Source organism: Clostridium polynesiense (assembly GCF_000820705.1).
GTDB lineage: Bacteria > Bacillota > Clostridia > Clostridiales > Clostridiaceae > Clostridium_AA > Clostridium_AA polynesiense.
On the sequence record NZ_CCXI01000117.1, the window covers coordinates 1 to 18,201 of the forward strand.

General features: G+C 34.3%; 15 protein-coding genes. 1 reads left to right on the top strand and 14 read right to left on the bottom strand.

Going from position 1 to position 18,201, the window contains the following annotated elements:
- Window positions 1-306: 306 nt before the first annotated feature.
- The 14 genes from TA89_RS11230 to TA89_RS11290 form a co-directional block, all read right to left on the bottom strand.
- A complete protein-coding gene (locus TA89_RS11230) occupies window positions 307-1,668 on the bottom strand; it encodes a PTS galactitol transporter subunit IIC (protein WP_040213444.1) in 1,362 nt (453 codons plus the stop codon).
- 396 nt (window positions 1,669-2,064) lie between these two features.
- Complete coding sequence (locus TA89_RS11235; RefSeq protein ID WP_040213445.1) at window positions 2,065-2,343, bottom strand: PTS sugar transporter subunit IIB; 279 nt, start codon at window positions 2,341-2,343, stop codon at window positions 2,065-2,067.
- A gap of 60 nt (window positions 2,344-2,403) precedes the next feature.
- The gene (locus TA89_RS11240) at window positions 2,404-2,871 is read right to left on the bottom strand and encodes a PTS sugar transporter subunit IIA (RefSeq protein ID WP_040213446.1); all 468 of its coding nucleotides are present in this window, start codon (window positions 2,869-2,871) and stop codon (window positions 2,404-2,406) included.
- Window positions 2,872-2,885: 14 nt separating this feature from the next.
- The gene (locus TA89_RS11245) at window positions 2,886-3,503 is read right to left on the bottom strand and encodes a bifunctional 4-hydroxy-2-oxoglutarate aldolase/2-dehydro-3-deoxy-phosphogluconate aldolase (protein ID WP_040213448.1); all 618 of its coding nucleotides are present in this window, start codon (window positions 3,501-3,503) and stop codon (window positions 2,886-2,888) included.
- Between the two features lie 51 nt (window positions 3,504-3,554).
- Window positions 3,555-4,502 carry a PTS sugar transporter subunit IIA gene (locus TA89_RS18880; protein ID WP_242850127.1) on the bottom strand — a complete coding sequence of 316 codons (948 nt, stop codon included), beginning with the start codon at window positions 4,500-4,502 and terminating at the stop codon, window positions 3,555-3,557.
- 18 nt (window positions 4,503-4,520) lie between these two features.
- Entirely contained in the window at window positions 4,521-6,527 is a 2,007-nt protein-coding gene (locus TA89_RS11250) for a sigma-54-dependent transcriptional regulator (RefSeq protein WP_242850128.1), read from the bottom strand.
- Window positions 6,528-6,996: 469 nt separating this feature from the next.
- Entirely contained in the window at window positions 6,997-7,761 is a 765-nt protein-coding gene (locus TA89_RS11255; RefSeq protein WP_040213449.1) for a histidinol phosphate phosphatase, read from the bottom strand.
- Window positions 7,762-7,991: 230 nt separating this feature from the next.
- The gene (locus TA89_RS11260; protein WP_040213450.1) at window positions 7,992-9,401 is read right to left on the bottom strand and encodes a GH1 family beta-glucosidase; all 1,410 of its coding nucleotides are present in this window, start codon (window positions 9,399-9,401) and stop codon (window positions 7,992-7,994) included.
- 181 nt (window positions 9,402-9,582) lie between these two features.
- On the bottom strand, window positions 9,583-10,893 hold the full coding sequence (locus tag TA89_RS11265; RefSeq protein ID WP_040213452.1) for a 6-phospho-beta-glucosidase: 1,311 nt from the start codon (window positions 10,891-10,893) through the stop codon (window positions 9,583-9,585).
- A 213-nt stretch (window positions 10,894-11,106) separates the two neighbouring features.
- Complete coding sequence (locus tag TA89_RS11270; RefSeq protein ID WP_040213454.1) at window positions 11,107-11,424, bottom strand: PTS sugar transporter subunit IIA; 318 nt, start codon at window positions 11,422-11,424, stop codon at window positions 11,107-11,109.
- A gap of 14 nt (window positions 11,425-11,438) precedes the next feature.
- Window positions 11,439-11,744 (bottom strand): PTS sugar transporter subunit IIB, encoded by a 306-nt coding sequence (locus tag TA89_RS11275; RefSeq protein ID WP_040213455.1) that lies wholly within the window; start codon window positions 11,742-11,744, stop codon window positions 11,439-11,441.
- Between the two features lie 124 nt (window positions 11,745-11,868).
- On the bottom strand, window positions 11,869-13,128 hold the full coding sequence (locus tag TA89_RS11280; RefSeq protein ID WP_040213457.1) for a PTS sugar transporter subunit IIC: 1,260 nt from the start codon (window positions 13,126-13,128) through the stop codon (window positions 11,869-11,871).
- 747 nt (window positions 13,129-13,875) lie between these two features.
- Window positions 13,876-16,572, bottom strand: a complete 2,697-nt coding sequence (locus TA89_RS11285) for a sigma-54-dependent transcriptional regulator (protein WP_040213458.1) — start codon at window positions 16,570-16,572, stop codon at window positions 13,876-13,878.
- Window positions 16,573-16,611: 39 nt separating this feature from the next.
- Window positions 16,612-17,571 carry a DUF4434 domain-containing protein gene (locus tag TA89_RS11290; protein ID WP_082023921.1) on the bottom strand — a complete coding sequence of 320 codons (960 nt, stop codon included), beginning with the start codon at window positions 17,569-17,571 and terminating at the stop codon, window positions 16,612-16,614.
- 234 nt (window positions 17,572-17,805) lie between these two features.
- Between TA89_RS11290 and TA89_RS11295 the strand changes: the two genes are divergently transcribed.
- Window positions 17,806-18,201, top strand: a 396-nt coding sequence (locus TA89_RS11295) for a hypothetical protein (RefSeq protein WP_040213459.1), incomplete at its 3' end; no start/stop codon positions are given.

Sequence of the window (18,201 nt, forward strand, 5' to 3'; positions counted from 1 at the left end):
AAGCACCGGCCACTACAGTTTCTGTCTTGGTGCCGGAAATCATCTCTCCCCAGCCTTCTATGCCTTCATCTGTGCTTATCTTTATAAATATCCATCTCGGTTTTACTTTGTAAACCTTAACTCCTGTTATTTTCATTAATATCCATCCTTATTATGTTTATTTTCCTTATACTTCAAGATTTTCCGTTATATTTATTGTACTTATGCTGCAGGATTTTCCGTTATATTTATTGTACTTATGCTGCAGGATTTTCCGTTATATTTATTTTCCGCATTTTGCATAATTTTCGACTTTATCTATATTACTTATTCTGCAGGTTTTTCTTCTGATTCCTTCTTCTTTTTAATAACATCGAAGTATATCCAAACCGCTGCAAAGCCTGCAAAGAATATAGGTAATGTTATGTAAAGATTACCTGTGAATACTTTATATACTATAAAGCTTACGGTTAAGCTTGTTGCTGCAAAGGAAGAAATAAGAGCTCCTGCAGCCATAGTTAAATCTATTCCTGTGGATCTTGCTAAATCTGTAAGTACCGGTGCTGTACTTGTACCCGCTAATAATATTGCTCCTGTACACGCTAGTCCAATTATAATATTTTTAAATAGATTACCTCCGGTAAGAGCTACTACCAATGCAACTCTAAAGGGAACCACTGCAAGGTCGGCAAAAGGTAATACTCTGTTTCCTGGAAGAATTACTGCTAATGCTATTGTCAATGGGATAACTATTAAGGAAGTAGTTATAACTTCTGAGTTTCCAACCACTACTGCTGCGTCTAATCCAATCAAGAAGTTTCTTCCCTTGAATTTTTCTTTAGTAAACTTCTTAGCAGCCTCTGAAATTGGCATTAACCCTTCCATAAATAAGGAAGTCATTTTTGGTATAAGCACCATAACAGCGGACATATTCACTGCTACATTGAGTATTTTAGTTATATCATATTTTGCTAAAGCTCCAATTACTCCTCCAAGTATAAGGCCCATAATCATAGGTTCTCCAAAGAAGCCTAAATATTTCTTTGCATCTTTTACTGTGAAGTTAATTTTATTTATTCCAGGAATCTTATCTAAAAGATAGTTTAACGGAGCAGCAATAACCAAGGAAGAAAGCGCTGACATAGTTGGCAGTGATACACCAGGAAGTCCAAAGTATCCGCTTACAAGGTGAGCTGACCAGTCGGACATTTTAAAGGTTATCACAGCCATGGTAATAGTAGCCGCTACTCCTAAAGCAACATTTTTTGTAACGAAATAAGTCATAATACCTACTATAGCCATATGGTGATAGTTCCATATATCAACGTCTAACGTATCCGTTTTCTTTAAAATAAGCATCACTATATTAGTTAAAAGTATTCCAAAGATAAGGATTGGTATTATAGGTGATGACCAGGTTACCGCTGCTATAGCTCCCCAGCCTACATCCAAAGCATCCAGTCGTATTCCAAAATTCTTAACCATAGCCTGAGCTGCTGGTCCAAGGTTTGAAGAAAGAAGATTAATAATAAGCTTGATACCGGCAAAACCGATACCAACGGTTAATCCTGATCTAAATGCCTTTGAAGGCTTAACTCTAAAAATAAGTCCTATTATAAGAATTATTACCGGAAGCAGAACCGTTGGACCTGCATCAAGTAAAACATTAAAAGCATTATATAAAAACATTGTACAACCTCCATTGTTGCTAATAATATTAACTAAAAATTCTTTTGATTACTTTAAATTTCATATAAGTCCTTTCGGCTTATCATTCAACGACAACTTTAAAGGTAATTTCCCTTAACAATTTTCCTCACTGCCATCTCATGATAATAGCAGGATTAATATAAGTGCTAATTCTTTATTCCTTATTATGAGAAATTTTTATAATATGTTTTTGTAATTATTACGGAAATCCTTAAAAGTTATTCATTTATAGAAAATGATTATAAATATAAAATAAACTGCAGTTTATAAAATAAAATTTTTATGCAAATGATTTAATCTTAAATAGTTGTCTTTAGTAGTTATCTTAAGATTTATCTATTTCTTTTATAGTTATTAAGTATTTCTTTTATAATTTTACTTAATATGATTTATTATTTCTTCAATAGTTTCTTCTTCGCCAATACCGGTTAATAAAGAAATAGCTCCAACTATTGGAATACTCACTTCTGAACTTTCAAATTTTCCTGTAGTCACTAACAAATCGTAATCTGAAGCTTTAGATTCAACCTCCATAAGCTTACATTGAGAAACATTCACATCTATACCTTGATCTTCACAAGCTTCCCTTATCTTGCTTGCTACCACTGTGGAAGTAGCAATTCCGTTGCCACAAGCTACTAATACTCTTTTCATTATAAATTTCCTCCTAATTATATCCATGTAAGTTTAATAACTTCTTACCAGTACATTTTTTTATCCTAACAGAAAAGGTTCAAGCATATTCATAGCGTCTGCCTTTGTAGTGGCTGCCATTATTTTCTTTAAAACCTCTTGATTTTGTATAAGCTTTACTATTTTTTGAAGCATTTCAATATGCCCATGAGGCTGATCTAATGCCAGCATAATTACCATATTTACCATGAGCTTTTTATCAGGATCCTCCATAGATCTAAATTCCACCGGATTCTTCAGCATCCCTATAGCAATTGCCGCCTTTTTTACTAAAGTATGATCTGCATGAGGGATTGCGATTATTATCTCTTGTGAGGGAAGTGCCGTAGGGTATTGTTTTTCTCTTTCTAAAATAGCATTTTGAAACTCTTCCTTAACATAACCCTTACTAACAAGCTCAGAGGATAAAAATTTCAATACTTCAGTATCTTTTTCAAATATTAAGTCTTTAAATACTAAATCTTTTCCGAAATATATCTGTGTATCCATAAACGAGTTTCCACCTAACCTAAAATTTCTTCAAATTCTCTTAAGGATTTTACAAGCCCTTCAAGATTTTCTTCTTCTATATCCTTCTTACTGAATATTCCGGAGCCTATTCCTAAGTAGTCTGCTCCGCTTTTAAGATATTCTGCTGCATTTTCTCTATTAACCCCTCCTACTGCCATAAGCGGTATATCCCCTAAAGGTGCTTTTATGTCTTTAAAAAATTTTGCGCCGCAAGAATTAGCAGGAAAGACTTTTACAATATCCGCTCCATCCTTTAAGGAATTATGTATTTCTGTAGGAGTCATAGCTCCCGGAACCGATATTACCGAATGTTTTTTACAAAGGTCAATTATTTCCCTGGAAAGCATTACAGGAGATAAAATAAATGCTGCTCCTGCTTCAATGGCTGATACAGCCTCTTTCATAGTAGTTACAGTTCCAGCTCCTATATACATCTCATCACCAAATTCTCTTGAAAAGTCTTTAATCATATCTAAAGCCCCTTCTGTATTCATTGTGATTTCCACGGATCTTATGCTGCTTTGGAGCAAGGCCTGCATAACAGTCCTTACCTGACTGTGGCTGTATCCTCTCAAAATAATAGTGACCTTAGGAAAGTTTTGAAGCTTCATAATCTTCACCTCCTTAAGCTCACTATTAAATAAAGCAATATGCATGCCAATTTATTTGGCTGATAATGTATTTGCAAATAAAATACTTTCAATCTCTTCTTTTGTAGAAGTATTTCTAAGCCTGTCTAATGCATCTCCTGCTGATATTATCTTATAAAGCTGCTCAAAATAATTACTTGAATCTTCTCCTAATGCAATTAAAAAAATTAAATCTACACTGTTTACTCCATCCCAATTTATAGGCTGGGCTAATTTTGCAAAAGAAATGGCTGGTTTTGTAACGTATTTTGTTTCACCATGAGGAATTGCTATTCCACCCTTTAAAAATGTGGCTCCCAGTGCTTCTCTCTTATAAACGCTGAGGAGAAATTCTTCTTTTACATAACCATCCGCTACAAGCTTTTCAACCATCATGTCTAAAACTTCATCTTTATATTTAAAATTGGCTTCTGAATAAATCAGCTCCTGATTTATAACCTCAGGGAGATTATTTTTAAAACCTTCTTCACTCCTTATAACTTTTTTAAGCTTTAACAATCCTCTTCCCTCTATTAAGCTCTCCAGAGATATAAAAGGTATATCTCCATATTTAGGATTAATGGTGCCCACTATGGAAAGGATTTCTTTACTTTTTGAAAGTCTTTCTAGGGAAGATGTTATATCCTCGCCATTCATAAAGCCTAAAGGAATTATCTCTATATCTTTCAGCATATCCTTAAGTGAATCTTCGATATACTCCTTTACCTTGGCAGCTGCTCCTTCTCCGGTAATGCATAAGGTAATTATAGCTTTAGACATGTCTTGCTTTATTCCCCTAACTCCTCCTAAGTATTTCTTATCTTCATCCACCGCATCTGCAATACTGTCCAGGGTAGATTCCGGAAGAAGTGCCCTTCTAACACATTCCAGCACCATCAATGTATCAACCCTTCCTATACTCCTTGTAGGAATTCCTGTTCGTGAAGTTATTATATCTCCAAAGGTCGTAAGGGATCCCATATCTGCAAGGATAATACATCACTTACCCTGATTAATAGATTTTATGGTGTTTATTGCTTTTTCCAGCATAATGTTAGGTGAATCGCTGAGAGCCATTTCTAAACCAACTGCATGATTCACTCCCAAAAGCTTGTTTGCTACTTCTGCCATACCTGTGGCGACTCTGCCATGAGATAACACCAGTACTGATACCAGGCCTTCCCTGCTATGTTTGTCTTCTTGGAAATTCTTCAGATACATGGCTATAAAGCCTATCTCATCCTCAGGCAGAGATATATGCAGCCTTTTAGTTATAATCCTAGCCATTTTTTTCGCAACTTCATACTCTTTCTTATATTTTTCCTTCAGGTTGTCCAATTTAGGATTGATTATTTCCTTTCTTTTCATAAGCCTTTCATAAGTAGAGCTTAAGTGTATTGCAAGAGGATAAAATACGCTGGGTAATAAACCCTTTATATATTTTTGGGCTTCACTTACTATTTCCTCTGCCACCTGTAATATATCCTCACCGACTATATCTCCGAGCTCCTCTCTGGATGCCTGGGGTTTTATTTTAATAGTAGAAGCAACTCTCATTATTTCTCTTTCCAGCTGCTCTCCAAGTTTTTTATTTATATCACTGTCATCATATCCTGAATTTTTAAGCTCTGAATACTTATCCTCTATAAATTGATAAATACTGCTGCTAAATACGTACCTATCATCGTTTCTGTACATTACTTCTACGCCCTTAGAAGATACCCTGATGTCATCAGAAGTATATTTCTCCAACTCTTCATCATTATAGTTAAAATTAACTGCACCTTCTTTAACGTGAGAAGGAATATCATTAAATTTCACCTTAACAATCTGTTCGTTGGACAAAGTAGTGGATAAGAAGCCTCTGGCACAAGCCACCTGAATATCACTTCTAAGCTGTCCAATATTTCCCGGGCATTCATAGGTCATGAAGGCTTTTATAACATCCCTCATCACCATAATATCTTTTCCTAATCTTATGCTTTCCTGAAGAAAGAAGCTCTTAATGGTACTAAATCTTTCTAAATGACTCCTTTCCTTAAGAGAAGGTATCTGAATCACCATGGGAATTCTTCTCCTAAAGGTAAGGAGAAGGGAGCTATCAGGATTTTCTGTAGTAGCAGCAATCACCATTACCTGGCTTTCCCGCATGGCCTCCGTTTCCCCAAGCCTCCTAAACTTCCCCTTATCTAAAAGATAAAACAGTATTTCCTGACCTTCCGGAGGAAGTCTGTGTATTTCATCTAAGAATAAAATACCTCCATTGGTCATTTCCACTATTCCCTTTTTATCCTCAGAAGCTCCGGTAAATGCACCTTTTGAATATCCAAAGAGTTGTGAAAGGAGAAGCTGAGGATTATCAGCATAATCTGCACAGTTAAATATCATAAAGGGTGCATCATGAGAAAAATTTTCTGTAGTTCTTGCAAAATTATACATTGCTTCTGCTATATAGCTCTTTCCTACTCCTGAAGGACCTAAAAGCAGAGTATGAAGCCCTTTAGGAGGATATAGCACCGCTGCTTTAGCCTGATTTACCTGTATTTTTAAACTGCCGTCATAACCTATAATATTTCTAAAGGCATCCTCGTTAATATCTTCTTTATTGTCCTCATTATTTCCCTTTTGATTTGGACTTTTAGCATTTTCCATAGTTTGCTTATCCATAAGAAAATGCTTACACTTAACTTGTCCCCCTGATTTATATAATTCTTCCTCTGCCTCCTTTTTAACAGTTAAAGCAGCATATCTTGCAATTTTATATCCTCTTTGTACAAGTTCTTGAGTAAATCCTCTATCTGACATATCAGGATTTTCATTTAATATTTCAAAGGCATCTTTTAAAATACTTTCCTTTCGCCTTAGCCTGGAATCCGGTATTCCATTTTGCTTTCTGTATTCCGTTACATTTTCTCTCAAAATTCCAAGCCTACTTGCGATTTCCTCATCAGTATAAGGATTCTTCTTATCTTCATTTTCTATAATATTAGAAATATTAAGCTCCATACTTACCTCCCTAAAACTCTAAAAATTCTCCGAAATATCTATAGAACTAACTACGAAGTGATAAAACACCAATCTTAAAATATTCTTATGCTCAGCTTTATTGGTAAAACAGAAAGTTACCAGTTTGTTATATCTCTGTGTTTTTTCTTAGTGCTGCTAGTCACTCCTAAGTTACTGCTGTCAAACACTTTATTCTATGAGCAAGTTTTATCTTGGTACTAATTATTTTAAACTATAGCGTGATAATATTGATTAATTTATGTTAACATATCTGATTTCTCTATTTATATATTATCGTAAAAAAATATATATTGCATATATCGTGAAAAAACTTCGTTTTTATTAATTAAAAGATTCATATAAGTCAGATTGAAAAAGTGGATAGTATCTCCATAAAATGTCACTACCCCAGGGGTGGTTCCATTTTATGGAGCCACCCCTGGGGTAGTGACATTTATTGTAATTTACTTTATATATATTCAGGCTTCCTATTTTTAAAATATACTATTTTTAAACCACAGGCTTCGGCAAGCTCTCTTGCTTCCGAAAAATTATTACCTATATCCTTACTTCTATGAGCATCGGAACCTACTGTAACCATTGTACCACCCAGCTGATTAAACCTTTTAAATATTTTCATGAGGCTCTTAACAGCTTCCGCATCATTTAATCTTCTAGTATTTATTTCCATAGCCTTTTCTTTTTCCACGAGTATTTTTAGAAGCTCGTCTATGTAATATTTATGATCTTCATAATATAACTCCTTATCCTCATAAGGATTATATCTGCATATGTAATCAATATGTCCTAGGCTATCTATATGATTATGGGTTTTTATACATTGAATCATATGTTTAAGATACTTATTAAAAGCTTCCTTCTTGCTTTTTCCTATATAGTATTTCATGCCATAAATATCTACCATATCAACAAGATGTACAGAACCAATAACATAATCAAAAGGATATTCATTAATTATCTTATCAATATCTTCTATGAGATCCGGTCTCATTCCTATTTCTATCCCAAGCAAAATTTTGTTACTTCTATATTTCTCATATTCCTGAAAATAAGCTGGTAAATCCACACATTTAAATTTAGGATCAGGAAAATCTAAGTCTAAATGCTCAGTTAGTATAATACCTAAAGCTTGTCTCTCCGCTTCTTTTACAGCGTCCTCTAACTCCATATCAGAATCAAAGGAATACTTAGAATGCATATGCGTATCAAACATTATAATCTCCTCCAATGAATAAACTTTCAAAATCGCTACATATATAGTGCCCTTATCATTGTAAATTAAAATCTATTTATATTCCAGTGTACAATTTTTGAAAGTAATTTCCTATGGAAATTAATGTAACCGCCCCTGGGGTACTTCCTTAAAAAGGAAGCACCCCAGGGGCGGTTACATTTTTTGTAAATAAAAAAATACCAGATGTTATTCACCTGGTATTTTTACTTCTACAAATCTTCTCCTCTGGTTTTAATTATATGTTTATACCAGTAGAAGGATAGTTTTTTCTTTCTATTTAAGTTATCTTTGTGGTCTACATATATGAATCCATATTGTTTTTTAAAGCCGTTAAGCCAACTGAGCAAATCAATAACTGACCAGGCGTAATATCCTTTTATATGGATACCTTCTTTTATGGCCGTCTTTACAGCTTTTAAATGCTCTTCTATATATTTTATTCTAGGTACGTCCATTATTTCACCATCTATTATAGGATCTTCATCTCCTAGCCCATTCTCAGTGATGTATATTTTTATATCTCCATAACGCTTCCTTAGGATTCTTAATCCCTCTAAGAAGCCTTCAGGAGATATTTCCCAGCCCCATTTAGTATATTTTTTATCCTCCATCTTTACAGTGCTATAAACTCCATCGAAGGAAGGGCTCCCCGCTGCACCGGTAGAACTTTCTCTATCCCTTGAAGCATTTTCTATTGGTTCTGTATTTTTTATAACCCTTTGCGGCTGGTAATAATTTAGTCCTATAAAATCGTTTAAAGATGCAGCTTCCTTAATATCTTCAATTTCCTCATCTGTCCATTGAGGGGTCCATCCTTTTTCTTCAATTATCTTTAAAACGTATTCAGGATAACTGCCCAATAATATAGGGTCATAATACCAGCTTAGTCCAAATTCATTGGCATGATAAGCAGCAAATTTATTTTCCTCTTTTTCGTTAACACTGAAGGCAGGAGAAAATACATGAGTAATGCCGATCTCTCCAAACTGCTTAAGCTTTTTATAATCTTTTAAAGTTCGTGCATGAGCTAAAAATACGTTATGTGTGCTCTGAAAATATTTTTTAGGGTCATTAATTATTCCTGGCGGATGAGCTCCGGCAAGGTATCCCAGACTGCAGAATACTATAGTTTCATTAAAAGTTATCCAGTGCTTGACTCTATCACCAAAAGCTTTAAAGCATACATTTGCATATCTTACAAAAGCATCTACGGTTTTCTTATTTGTCCACCCTCCATCTTCTTCAAGAACCTGCGGAAGATCCCAATGATAAAGAGTAACAAATGGCACAATACCATACTTTAAACATTCATCGATAATGCTATTGTAAAACTCTATTCCTTTGTCATTAACCTTTCCATCACCATTAGGTATAATCCTTGGCCAAGATATTGAAAACCTGTAGGATTCCAGTCCCATTTCCGCCATAAGTTTTATATCTTCCTTATACCTGTGATAATGATCTACTGCTATATCTCCATTAGTTCCCTCAAAGGTCTTGCCGGGAATTTTTGAGAAAACATCCCAGTTAGAGACCCCTTTACCGTCCTCATTCCATGCACCTTCCACCTGATAAGAAGCCGATGCTGCTCCAAACAAAAAATCTTTCGAGAACTTCATAGCAACCCTCCTTATTTTTTGCTACATTATACCATAAATTTTCCAAATTATATCAGATTGCTTTTAAATTTATCATAAATTTAATTGTGGAAATAAATGTAACTACCCCAGGGGTGATTCCTTTTTTTGGAATGACCCCTGAGGTACTGGAATTTACTAACATAAATTTAAAGCATTAAATTTACTTAAACTGTGGCAAATAATCCTTATTCTGTTCCAATATTTCATCCAGAATTTTTTTAGCAACAGCGGATGATGGAACTAGAGGATGTACTGTCAAAGCCTGAAGGGCTGAGTGATAATCTCCATGAACGGCAGCCTCAATAGCAAGCTCTTCATAAGATTTTACCACATGTATCAATCCTCTTATTTTAGGTGAAATATGACCTATATTTATTGGATGTGCACCATATTTATCAATTACACAATTTGCTTCGATAACTACATTATCAGGTAAATCTGAAATTGCTCCGTTGTTTACTGTGTTTACTGTTTGAATATCTTTTTTATTGTTGTATATGGAGCTGATCAAGGAACATGCTGCATCGGAATAATGCGCACCGCCCCTTTGTTCCAATTGTGGAGGCTTTATATCTAAATCTTTGTCTTTATACAATTCAAATAGTTCTTCCTCTACCTTTTTAACAACAACACCTCTTGTACCTTTTTCTTTGGAATCGGAGATTGCCTCTTCTACCATCTTGTCCATTTGATAATAGTATCTTAAATAACCGCAAGGTACCATGCCTAAAGATCTTATAAACTCCGGCTCCCAAGGATAGTTACTTATGTTTTTCATGCTCATTGAACTTCCTTGAGCCATTTTTTCTACCACTTCAGCGGTTATGTTTTTTCCATCTAGGTACACATTAGTAGCCCAAACCAAATGATTTAAGCCTACATAATCCATAGATATTCTATCTAAAGATACATCCATAATCTTAGCTGCTCCGCTTCTCATTCCTATAGGAACATTACACAATCCTATGTTTTTAACCTTAGTATATTTTGCCACAGCTTCTGTTACCATACCAGATGGATTGGTAAAGTTAATAAGCCATGCATTAGGACAAAGCTCTTCAATATCCTTGCATATATCAAGGATAACAGGTATAGTCCTTAATCCTTTAGCAAATCCACCTGGACCTGTAGTTTCCTGTCCAATTACTCCGTATTTTAAAGGTAGACTTTCGTCCTTTATCCTTGCATCAAGTTGTCCCACTCTAAATTGAGTTGTGACAAAATCAGCATCCTTTATAGCTTCTCTTCTGTCCAGAGTTAGGTGAATATTTATATCCAATCCTGACTTTTCAACCATTCTTTTTGCTAGATTACCTACTATTTCCAGCTTTTCTTTACCTTCTTCTACATCTACTAAATATATATCCTTAACAGGAAGTTCATCATACCTTTTAATAAAACCTTCAATAAGCTCTGGAGTATAGCTGGAGCCTCCTCCTATAGTAACAATTTTAAGTCCTTTCTTAGACATTATCCTTTCACCTCATTTTCCTTTTGTATAAAACAATTTAAAAACCTATTTTAAAATTTTTTTAATTTAAATGCTTAATAATAGATTTTTTGTTATTAAAAATATGTTTCCAATAAATGTATTCACCCCAGGGGTGAATACATTTATTGGTATCACCCCAGGGGTGCTCCCTTAAAAAGGAAGCTCCCCTGGGGTAGTTACACTTATTTACAATTATTTATTATCTTTGCTGGTACGCTTGTACAGCTGTATCATTTCCGCTATTAAATCCTTCGCTAACATGGAGGTCATTAAGTGGTCTTCTGCATGTAACAGCAAAAGGCTCACCTCCTGCTTTTCACCGCAGGCTTCTTTTTGTATCATATTGTTTTGTATTTCGTGGGTTTTAATCAGTTCTTCTCTAGCACTGTTTAAAAGCTCCTCTGCCCTGTTAAATTCTCCATTCTTTGCTGAATCTAAAGCCTCAAAACACAAAGATTTTGCATTTCCAGAGTGGCTTATTATTTCGAATACTATTTTTTCTAATTCCATCTTTTGTTCCTCCATTATTTTGTCAGATTTAACGCAATCTCCAGGGTTTTTTGTCCATCGATTCTGCCATAAATCTGTGGCGGTATATTATCATACTTTTTACCATGAGCTTCAACTATTTCTTTCACCCATTTTTCTTTATATTTAACTTGAGGTCCAATTAGGAAAACATCGTACTTATCTATATTTTTTGGTAAATCCTCCACAGGCTCTGCCTTTATGTATATGTCACTATAGCCGGCTTCCTGTGCGTATTTTTCCATCTTACTTACCAGTAAACTTGTGGACATCCCCCCAGAGCACATCAGTAAAATCTTCATATTCCACTCCTCCTTACAATAATTTTTATTAAGTGTTTTTAAAATACTCTAAAGGCAAATCTAGATTTAAATCCAAATATAATCTTATATTCAAGCCTAAATTTCTGATCAGCCAATTTTGCAATTAAGCTTCTGCAGTCTTTCCGCTAACTTTCTCTTCCTTTTCATTCTGAATCTGCTGCTTTTCAGCTGTTTTAAAGAAGGGATAGTAAATCAGTACTGCAAGTATTACAGAAATAGCACTCCAAACCGCAGCTCTCCAATCTCCTCCTGTAGTTAAGAAAGGTCCTATAACCGGAGGCATTGTCCAAGGTACCATAGTAACAGGTCTAGCTATGATATCAAAATACATAAGAAGATAAGTTCCTACAGTTAAAACCGCTGGTGTTAATATAAAAGGTATAAGCATTAAAGGATTAAGTACTACAGGGAAACCAAACATTATTGGTTCATTTATCTCAAATATTGCAGATGGAAGACATAACTTTCCAAGTGACTTATACACTTCACTCCTTGATTTAACCATCAATATGGCAATAGCAATGGTTGCACCAGTTCCTCCTATATTGATAAACATACTTCCAAAGCCTGCTGCAGTAATATATGGTATTGGTTCACCAGCTAAAAATGCTGCAGAGTTTGCTGTTAAATATTGAAGCAGAATAGGAGTTCCTATACTTCCCATAATACTGTCTCCATGGATTCCAACAGCCCATAGAAGGCATCCGAATACAGTAAAAATTAATATTCCAGGTAGAGTATTTAACGCAAATACCAAAGGACTGAATAAAGTACTTAAAAATGCTGTGATATCAAATCCAAGAACAACTCTTATAACCCAAACTAAAAGGATTACAGCTCCGCCAGGCAATAATGCTGCAAAAGAACTTGCAATAGCTGGAGGAACTCCTTCAGGCATCTTGATAATAATACCTTTAGTAACAAAAAATCTGTATATTTCTACAGCTACCAGAGCAATTATTATTGCTGTAAATAGTCCTTCAGCACCAAACTTTCCGGTATCCAGCTGATACTTTGGGGTAAGCTGAGTAAGTAAAAAACCAACTACAGAAATAATAGCGCCACTTATAGGATCTAATTCATAATCCTTAGCAAGACTGTATCCGATTCCAATTACAGCTAAAAGAGCTAAAACTCCGAAAGTTGCATTAACCGGTGCTGATAGCTTAGCTGCATAGCTGCCTATAAATCCTTTCCACCATTTGAAAGGAAGGCTGGATAGAATTAAAAATAAGCTTCCTACAACTACAAATGGAATAGTTAGAGATAACCCATTTCTAACTGCCTTTAGATGTCTTTGATTCCCCAGCTTAACAAGCGGTGGAACTAATTTTTCTTGAAAAAAGTCCATAAATTTATTCATTGTTATCCTCCTGTTATAAAACATATTTATTATTTCATGGTCATTAATTATTATAAGCAACAACCGTGCCAATATAATTCAAAGCGCTGAATCCTTATATTTTTCTTGTGATTTAACACTTGTTTAAAATCTGTATTAATATAATGATTTTTAATACAGATATGTGTATTAACTTTTGTATCTATAAATTATCAATTTAGAAATGCTTTTCATAAAAATCTTTTAGGTATAAATAAAACAGGTTAAAGCTAAGGCTAATCTTCTGGATTTCAGCCATGTGTATTAATTATTTTTTATAATACACATGGCATGTTATATAAATGGACAAAAAAACAAAAGCACCTTTAAACATCAGATAACACTGTCTTTAAAGGTGCCGCTGTATTAATTGTTAACCTTAATGCCTTAAGAATATGGAAGATTAACAGAAAAGACCCTTAATACCGCTACATTAGTTGTAAACCTTAATGGCTATAATGAATATATTTAATCCATCCCCAACTTTTGTAATGTAAGTATAAAAAAACTTTAACTATTTTATGAAGCAGCGATAGATCAGCGATGTATAAGCATCGGAAAAATTGATAACCGTTGCAGGGTATAAATATCACCCCTGGGGTAGTGACATTTATTGTAAACGTAATTGTTGTACTACAATCAGTAAAAGCTATGCAAGTATTTCAATATACAAAACACAGCTTTTTCTGACATTCATCAGATGAAAGTAAAATTTCTGTTGTGCAGGCATTACAACGAATAGATTATTTTTGCTATATTTGCATATTCCTCTTCGTAAAGTTTAATTTTAAATTCCTCTTCAATAGGCTTTATAGACTTGGATATTATGGCAACTTCTTCACTGTGATATTTAAGAATCCTCTCATTATGCTGACTTATCGGCTGTTTTTTCAATGATAGAGAATTTTCTATAACACAAGCTATATGCAGCAGAACACCGATTATTACATTCTCACTTATTTTTACATGATTATTTAAAATGTTAAAACTAAACTTTTTGAAGGAATTTATGTAGTCCACCGCTTCAATGCTTACATTTTCCTTTATAACATCATGCATGTTATTTATAACCTGAAGCATAGATAAAATATATTTAAATTCCTCTATCTTACCATCATCAAAAATATCCGAGGTAGAAAGATAATACAAATCATCATTTTTAGGATCAACAGCACTTACTACTGCTACCACATTTTTTTCCTGACGGAGTTTTTGAAGATTTTTCTCGAAGTTTTTTCTATCCAATATTTCCATTGGTATAATATCTGCATAGTCATAAATATTTTTAATTTTATTTTCTAATATAGCCTTCAACTTAACAGCGGTGCCTGTACCTGTAATACATGCTGTCACTATTACATCCTTTTTCAGCTTGTTATGGAAATATAAATTTTCTTTGTATACTCTTCCTGTAAAAGGACTTATATTTAAACAGCTTTCATAAAGCTCTTCTATAGAGGTATTTAGCATTGCCTTTCTTGCAGCTTCAATGGCTATTGGTGTTGAAACCATCTCAATGGTTTTAATGGGAATGCCGGTACTTTCGTATATCATGTCTCCGAAAAAGACCAAAGAGCCCATATCCACCATTAAAAGTACCCCTTTTCCCTGGTCGTGACTTTTTACTATGCTTGTTATCTTCTTCAAAGCTTCTTGAGGCTTCTGATCTAAAGGCATGTTATATCCAACCACATGATTTTCCTCTAACAACCTGTTAACCACATCTGCCATGGAGGTAGCGGTGCATTCTCCGTGCATGGCCAGCACTATACCTACTCTGCCTTCCTTTTGCTCCTTTTCACTGTCTAAACACAAAAACATAGTGATAAAACCAACCTCATCATCAGGTACAATTACATTGTACGTTTTTTCAATGACCTCTTTGAATCCCTGAGCTATTTCAAATTCTTGAGCATACTGCTCTTTAATATAATCCAGCTGATGGTTTATTATCTCCTTTTTATCCCTAAGTCTTTCTAGAGAGCTGGAAATATGCATAGATAATGCATATAATATCTTGCTTTCAAATCCACGTCCAAGCTTTTTACCGGCATCATCCAGAAAGTCCTTTATTAATGCAACTAAATTCTTATCTACTACTTTATATAAGTCTTCAAGGCTTTCTTTATTTACATTTATAACGTACTTTTTAAGGTAAGTATCTATATCCAAGCTCATTATAAGCTCGATATCCTCTTTATTTATCCCTTTAGATTTTAGTAAATTGCTTTTCTCCTCCAGCTGCTCGTAGAAATTTATAACCTTTGTGTGGTTTTCCTGATGAGCATGATCCTCGGAAAATTTATACTTAATATAATCTCCTTTTATAAGGCTGTCAATTTCCTCTCTATACTCCTTATATTTTATGAGCCCTGACAATATATGGGCAGGCATATCCTCACTTTTTATATGAATTTCTCCGCTGTTTTTAAGCATCTTATCCAAAAAAGCCTTTGCACAGCAGAGCTTTATGTCACTTTTAAGCTGTCCTATGTTGTTTGCACAATCATAAAGCATAAAGGCTCTCAATGCATTTGCGCTTATTACTATATCTGATTTTATACATTTTGACTCGTATTTAAAAAAGCTTTTTACCAGCTGTAGTCTTTCCTCAAGGGTTCTTTCTCTTAAAGGAGGCAGATTTATTACCATAGGAATCCTTCTCATAAAGGTTTTTAGAAGTACGGACTCAGAAGCTTCTGTGGTAGCACAGATAATAAGTATATTGGCATTATGAGTGACATCCATTTCTCCAAGGCGCCTGTACATCCCCTTATCCATTATGTAAAACAGCATTTCCTGCCCCTCTGGAGGGAGACGGTGGACTTCATCTAAAAACAGTATACCGTCTTTAGCCTTTTCCATTAGTCCAGCTCTGTCTTTATCCGCTCCTGTATATGCTCCCTTTTTAACTCCAAAAAGCTGACTCATAAGCAGTTGAGGATTATTAGCATAATCAGCACAGTTAAAGGTGATAAAAGGAGCATCTTCTTTTAGAATGGATATCTCTTTTGCATAATTATACATAGTTTCTGAAAACATAGATTTTCCTGTACCTGTTTCCCCTAATATTAAGGTGTGAAGCCCATGAGGGGGGTATACCACCGCCGCTTTTGCCTGCTGTATGGACTTCTTTAAACTGAGTTCAGCTCCTATTGTGAAATCAAAGGCATCCTTTTTCGTCACAGTATCTTTAATTTCTGTAATGCCTTCCTCCTTAATTTTGAAAAGTACAGGCTTACCGGAAATCCTATCTATTTTACCCTCTTTATATAGCTTATTTAATTCTAAAGATGTATTAGATCTTTGTATATTTGAAGCTTCGGCAATTTCCATGGTAGAAACTCCGTAAACCTTACCATTTAAATCCAATTGTTTCCTACATAAGCTTTCTAAGCACTTATAAATTATCTCTTTTCTTTTCATAATATCAACCTTACATTCTTTAATTATTTTATCTAAATGTTATTTTATAATCTCATTATAGTATATTTTATAATTTTCATATTCCTGATCGCCCTTATCTTCGTGTTTATTTTGATAATGATTAATACTGAAGGCGACAAATTTTTCCACAAATTGACTTTCTATAAGCATCTGCTTTTTTATCCTTTCAATATCTGCAGGAATAAATCCCTTTCCGGATTTTTCAAAGGTTTCCGTATCTGCATAAAGCTTAACCTTAAGTTCATCCGCTGCAGCTTTCGTAGCCTGAAAGAGGTCCTTAAGCTTATTTAACCTGACAAAACCTGCTCCCACACTATCCTGAAGAGCTAATATGTCAATTGAAGAATCATTTAAAACATTCTTTAAGATATTTGTCCAATACCTAAAGGAATTTATTAAAAAAAGCTTTTCATAAAAAAACGGTGATATCATTATATCTCCAGAATTTATTTCCTTAATATGACTGCTGATGTCTTTAAAAAATAAATTTAAGTTCTTCTGCTGGAACTTTGTTAGAGCCATAATTTGATAAAATTCATGGGGTATATACCATCCCTTTAAAGCTGTAAATCTCCCGTATCTCTGCGATAATTCCTGAACTAATAACTTATTTGCCTCCGCTTCCTTTATAAGCCATGATTTGCTGAGAGCGTTTACCCTCCACCATTCATTATTAAAACCGAGTCCTATCCTTACCTTCATATCAAGATACTCAGCGGTTTTAAGTAAAATTAAAACCACGTCTCGTCCTTGATGATTATATCCATCTATTCCTGAGGGATACACTGTAAATTTCTCCTTAGTGTCTGCCACAGTTTGAAGTATAACTTCATTTATTCCAACATCTTTAAGCATCTTTAACTCTTTAATCCATCTGTCATTATCCCAGTTTCTGCAAAAATGATTTTGAATAAAGCTGCTATAGAATATAGGTTTATTCTTTTCCCTCATAATAATCATCCTTACTTTATCCACCATTATAAGATATATATTAACATATTTTCTCCGTATTTCTAGATAAAAAGAAAATTTACTGTGTTGAATCTTACAGAATATGTAACTACCCCGTGGGGTGCTTCCTATTTTAATGGAAGCACCCCCAGGGGGTAGTTACATATTTTCCCTAAAAGTCGCCTAGCGGTTTCATTCTTGTCTGTAAGTGCGGTATAATATAGTTATAGAATTTTAACTTTGAGACCTGGAGGGATGGCTATGTATAGTAGTGATGAATCATCTGTTTATGAGAAGATACTTAAAGAACAGCTAAGTCATGAAGAAGCTTCAGGTGAACCGGAAGTACTGAGGCTTTTTGTTAAGGAGGATATACCTTTTAACAGCAAAAAATACTTATCTTCTGTTTTGATAAATTTATTGATGAAATACTTTGAAAATAATCAATATGAAAGTATTGTAAGGCTGATAAATAAATATAAACTTATTGACTACTATTATATTTTCACAGGAAAGCTTGATTTTATTGTAAGCGAAGGGTTAATAGACTTAGAGAAATTAAGGGAACTAAGCTTCAGAATGATTTTTAACGGAAAGACTCAAGAAGAAGTGAAGCTGGGAATCACCTTGGGAATATACTGCAAAATAGAAGATCCT

What these genes read in the sequence shown, in the direction of transcription:
- TA89_RS11250 (WP_242850128.1), bottom strand. Translation starts at nt 6,527, where the DNA reads ATGGAGCTTAATATTTCTAATATTATAGAAAATGAAGATAAGAAGAAT.
- TA89_RS11265 (WP_040213452.1), bottom strand. Translation starts at nt 10,893, where the DNA reads ATGTCTAAGAAAGGACTTAAAATTGTTACTATAGGAGGAGGCTCCAGC.
- TA89_RS11255 (WP_040213449.1), bottom strand. Translation starts at nt 7,761, where the DNA reads ATGTTTGATACGCATATGCATTCTAAGTATTCCTTTGATTCTGATATG.
- TA89_RS11245 (WP_040213448.1), bottom strand. Translation starts at nt 3,503, where the DNA reads ATGAAGCTTCAAAACTTTCCTAAGGTCACTATTATTTTGAGAGGATAC.
- TA89_RS11260 (WP_040213450.1), bottom strand. Translation starts at nt 9,401, where the DNA reads ATGAAGTTCTCGAAAGATTTTTTGTTTGGAGCAGCATCGGCTTCTTAT.
- TA89_RS11230 (WP_040213444.1), bottom strand. Translation starts at nt 1,668, where the DNA reads ATGTTTTTATATAATGCTTTTAATGTTTTACTTGATGCAGGTCCAACG.
- TA89_RS11235 (WP_040213445.1), bottom strand. Translation starts at nt 2,343, where the DNA reads ATGAAAAGAGTATTAGTAGCTTGTGGCAACGGAATTGCTACTTCCACA.
- TA89_RS18880 (WP_242850127.1), bottom strand. Translation starts at nt 4,502, where the DNA reads ATGGGATCCCTTACGACCTTTGGAGATATAATAACTTCACGAACAGGA.
- TA89_RS11270 (WP_040213454.1), bottom strand. Translation starts at nt 11,424, where the DNA reads ATGGAATTAGAAAAAATAGTATTCGAAATAATAAGCCACTCTGGAAAT.
- TA89_RS11280 (WP_040213457.1), bottom strand. Translation starts at nt 13,128, where the DNA reads ATGAATAAATTTATGGACTTTTTTCAAGAAAAATTAGTTCCACCGCTT.
- TA89_RS11290 (WP_082023921.1), bottom strand. Translation starts at nt 17,571, where the DNA reads ATGGTGGATAAAGTAAGGATGATTATTATGAGGGAAAAGAATAAACCT.
- TA89_RS11275 (WP_040213455.1), bottom strand. Translation starts at nt 11,744, where the DNA reads ATGAAGATTTTACTGATGTGCTCTGGGGGGATGTCCACAAGTTTACTG.
- TA89_RS11240 (WP_040213446.1), bottom strand. Translation starts at nt 2,871, where the DNA reads ATGGATACACAGATATATTTCGGAAAAGATTTAGTATTTAAAGACTTA.
- TA89_RS11285 (WP_040213458.1), bottom strand. Translation starts at nt 16,572, where the DNA reads ATGAAAAGAAAAGAGATAATTTATAAGTGCTTAGAAAGCTTATGTAGG.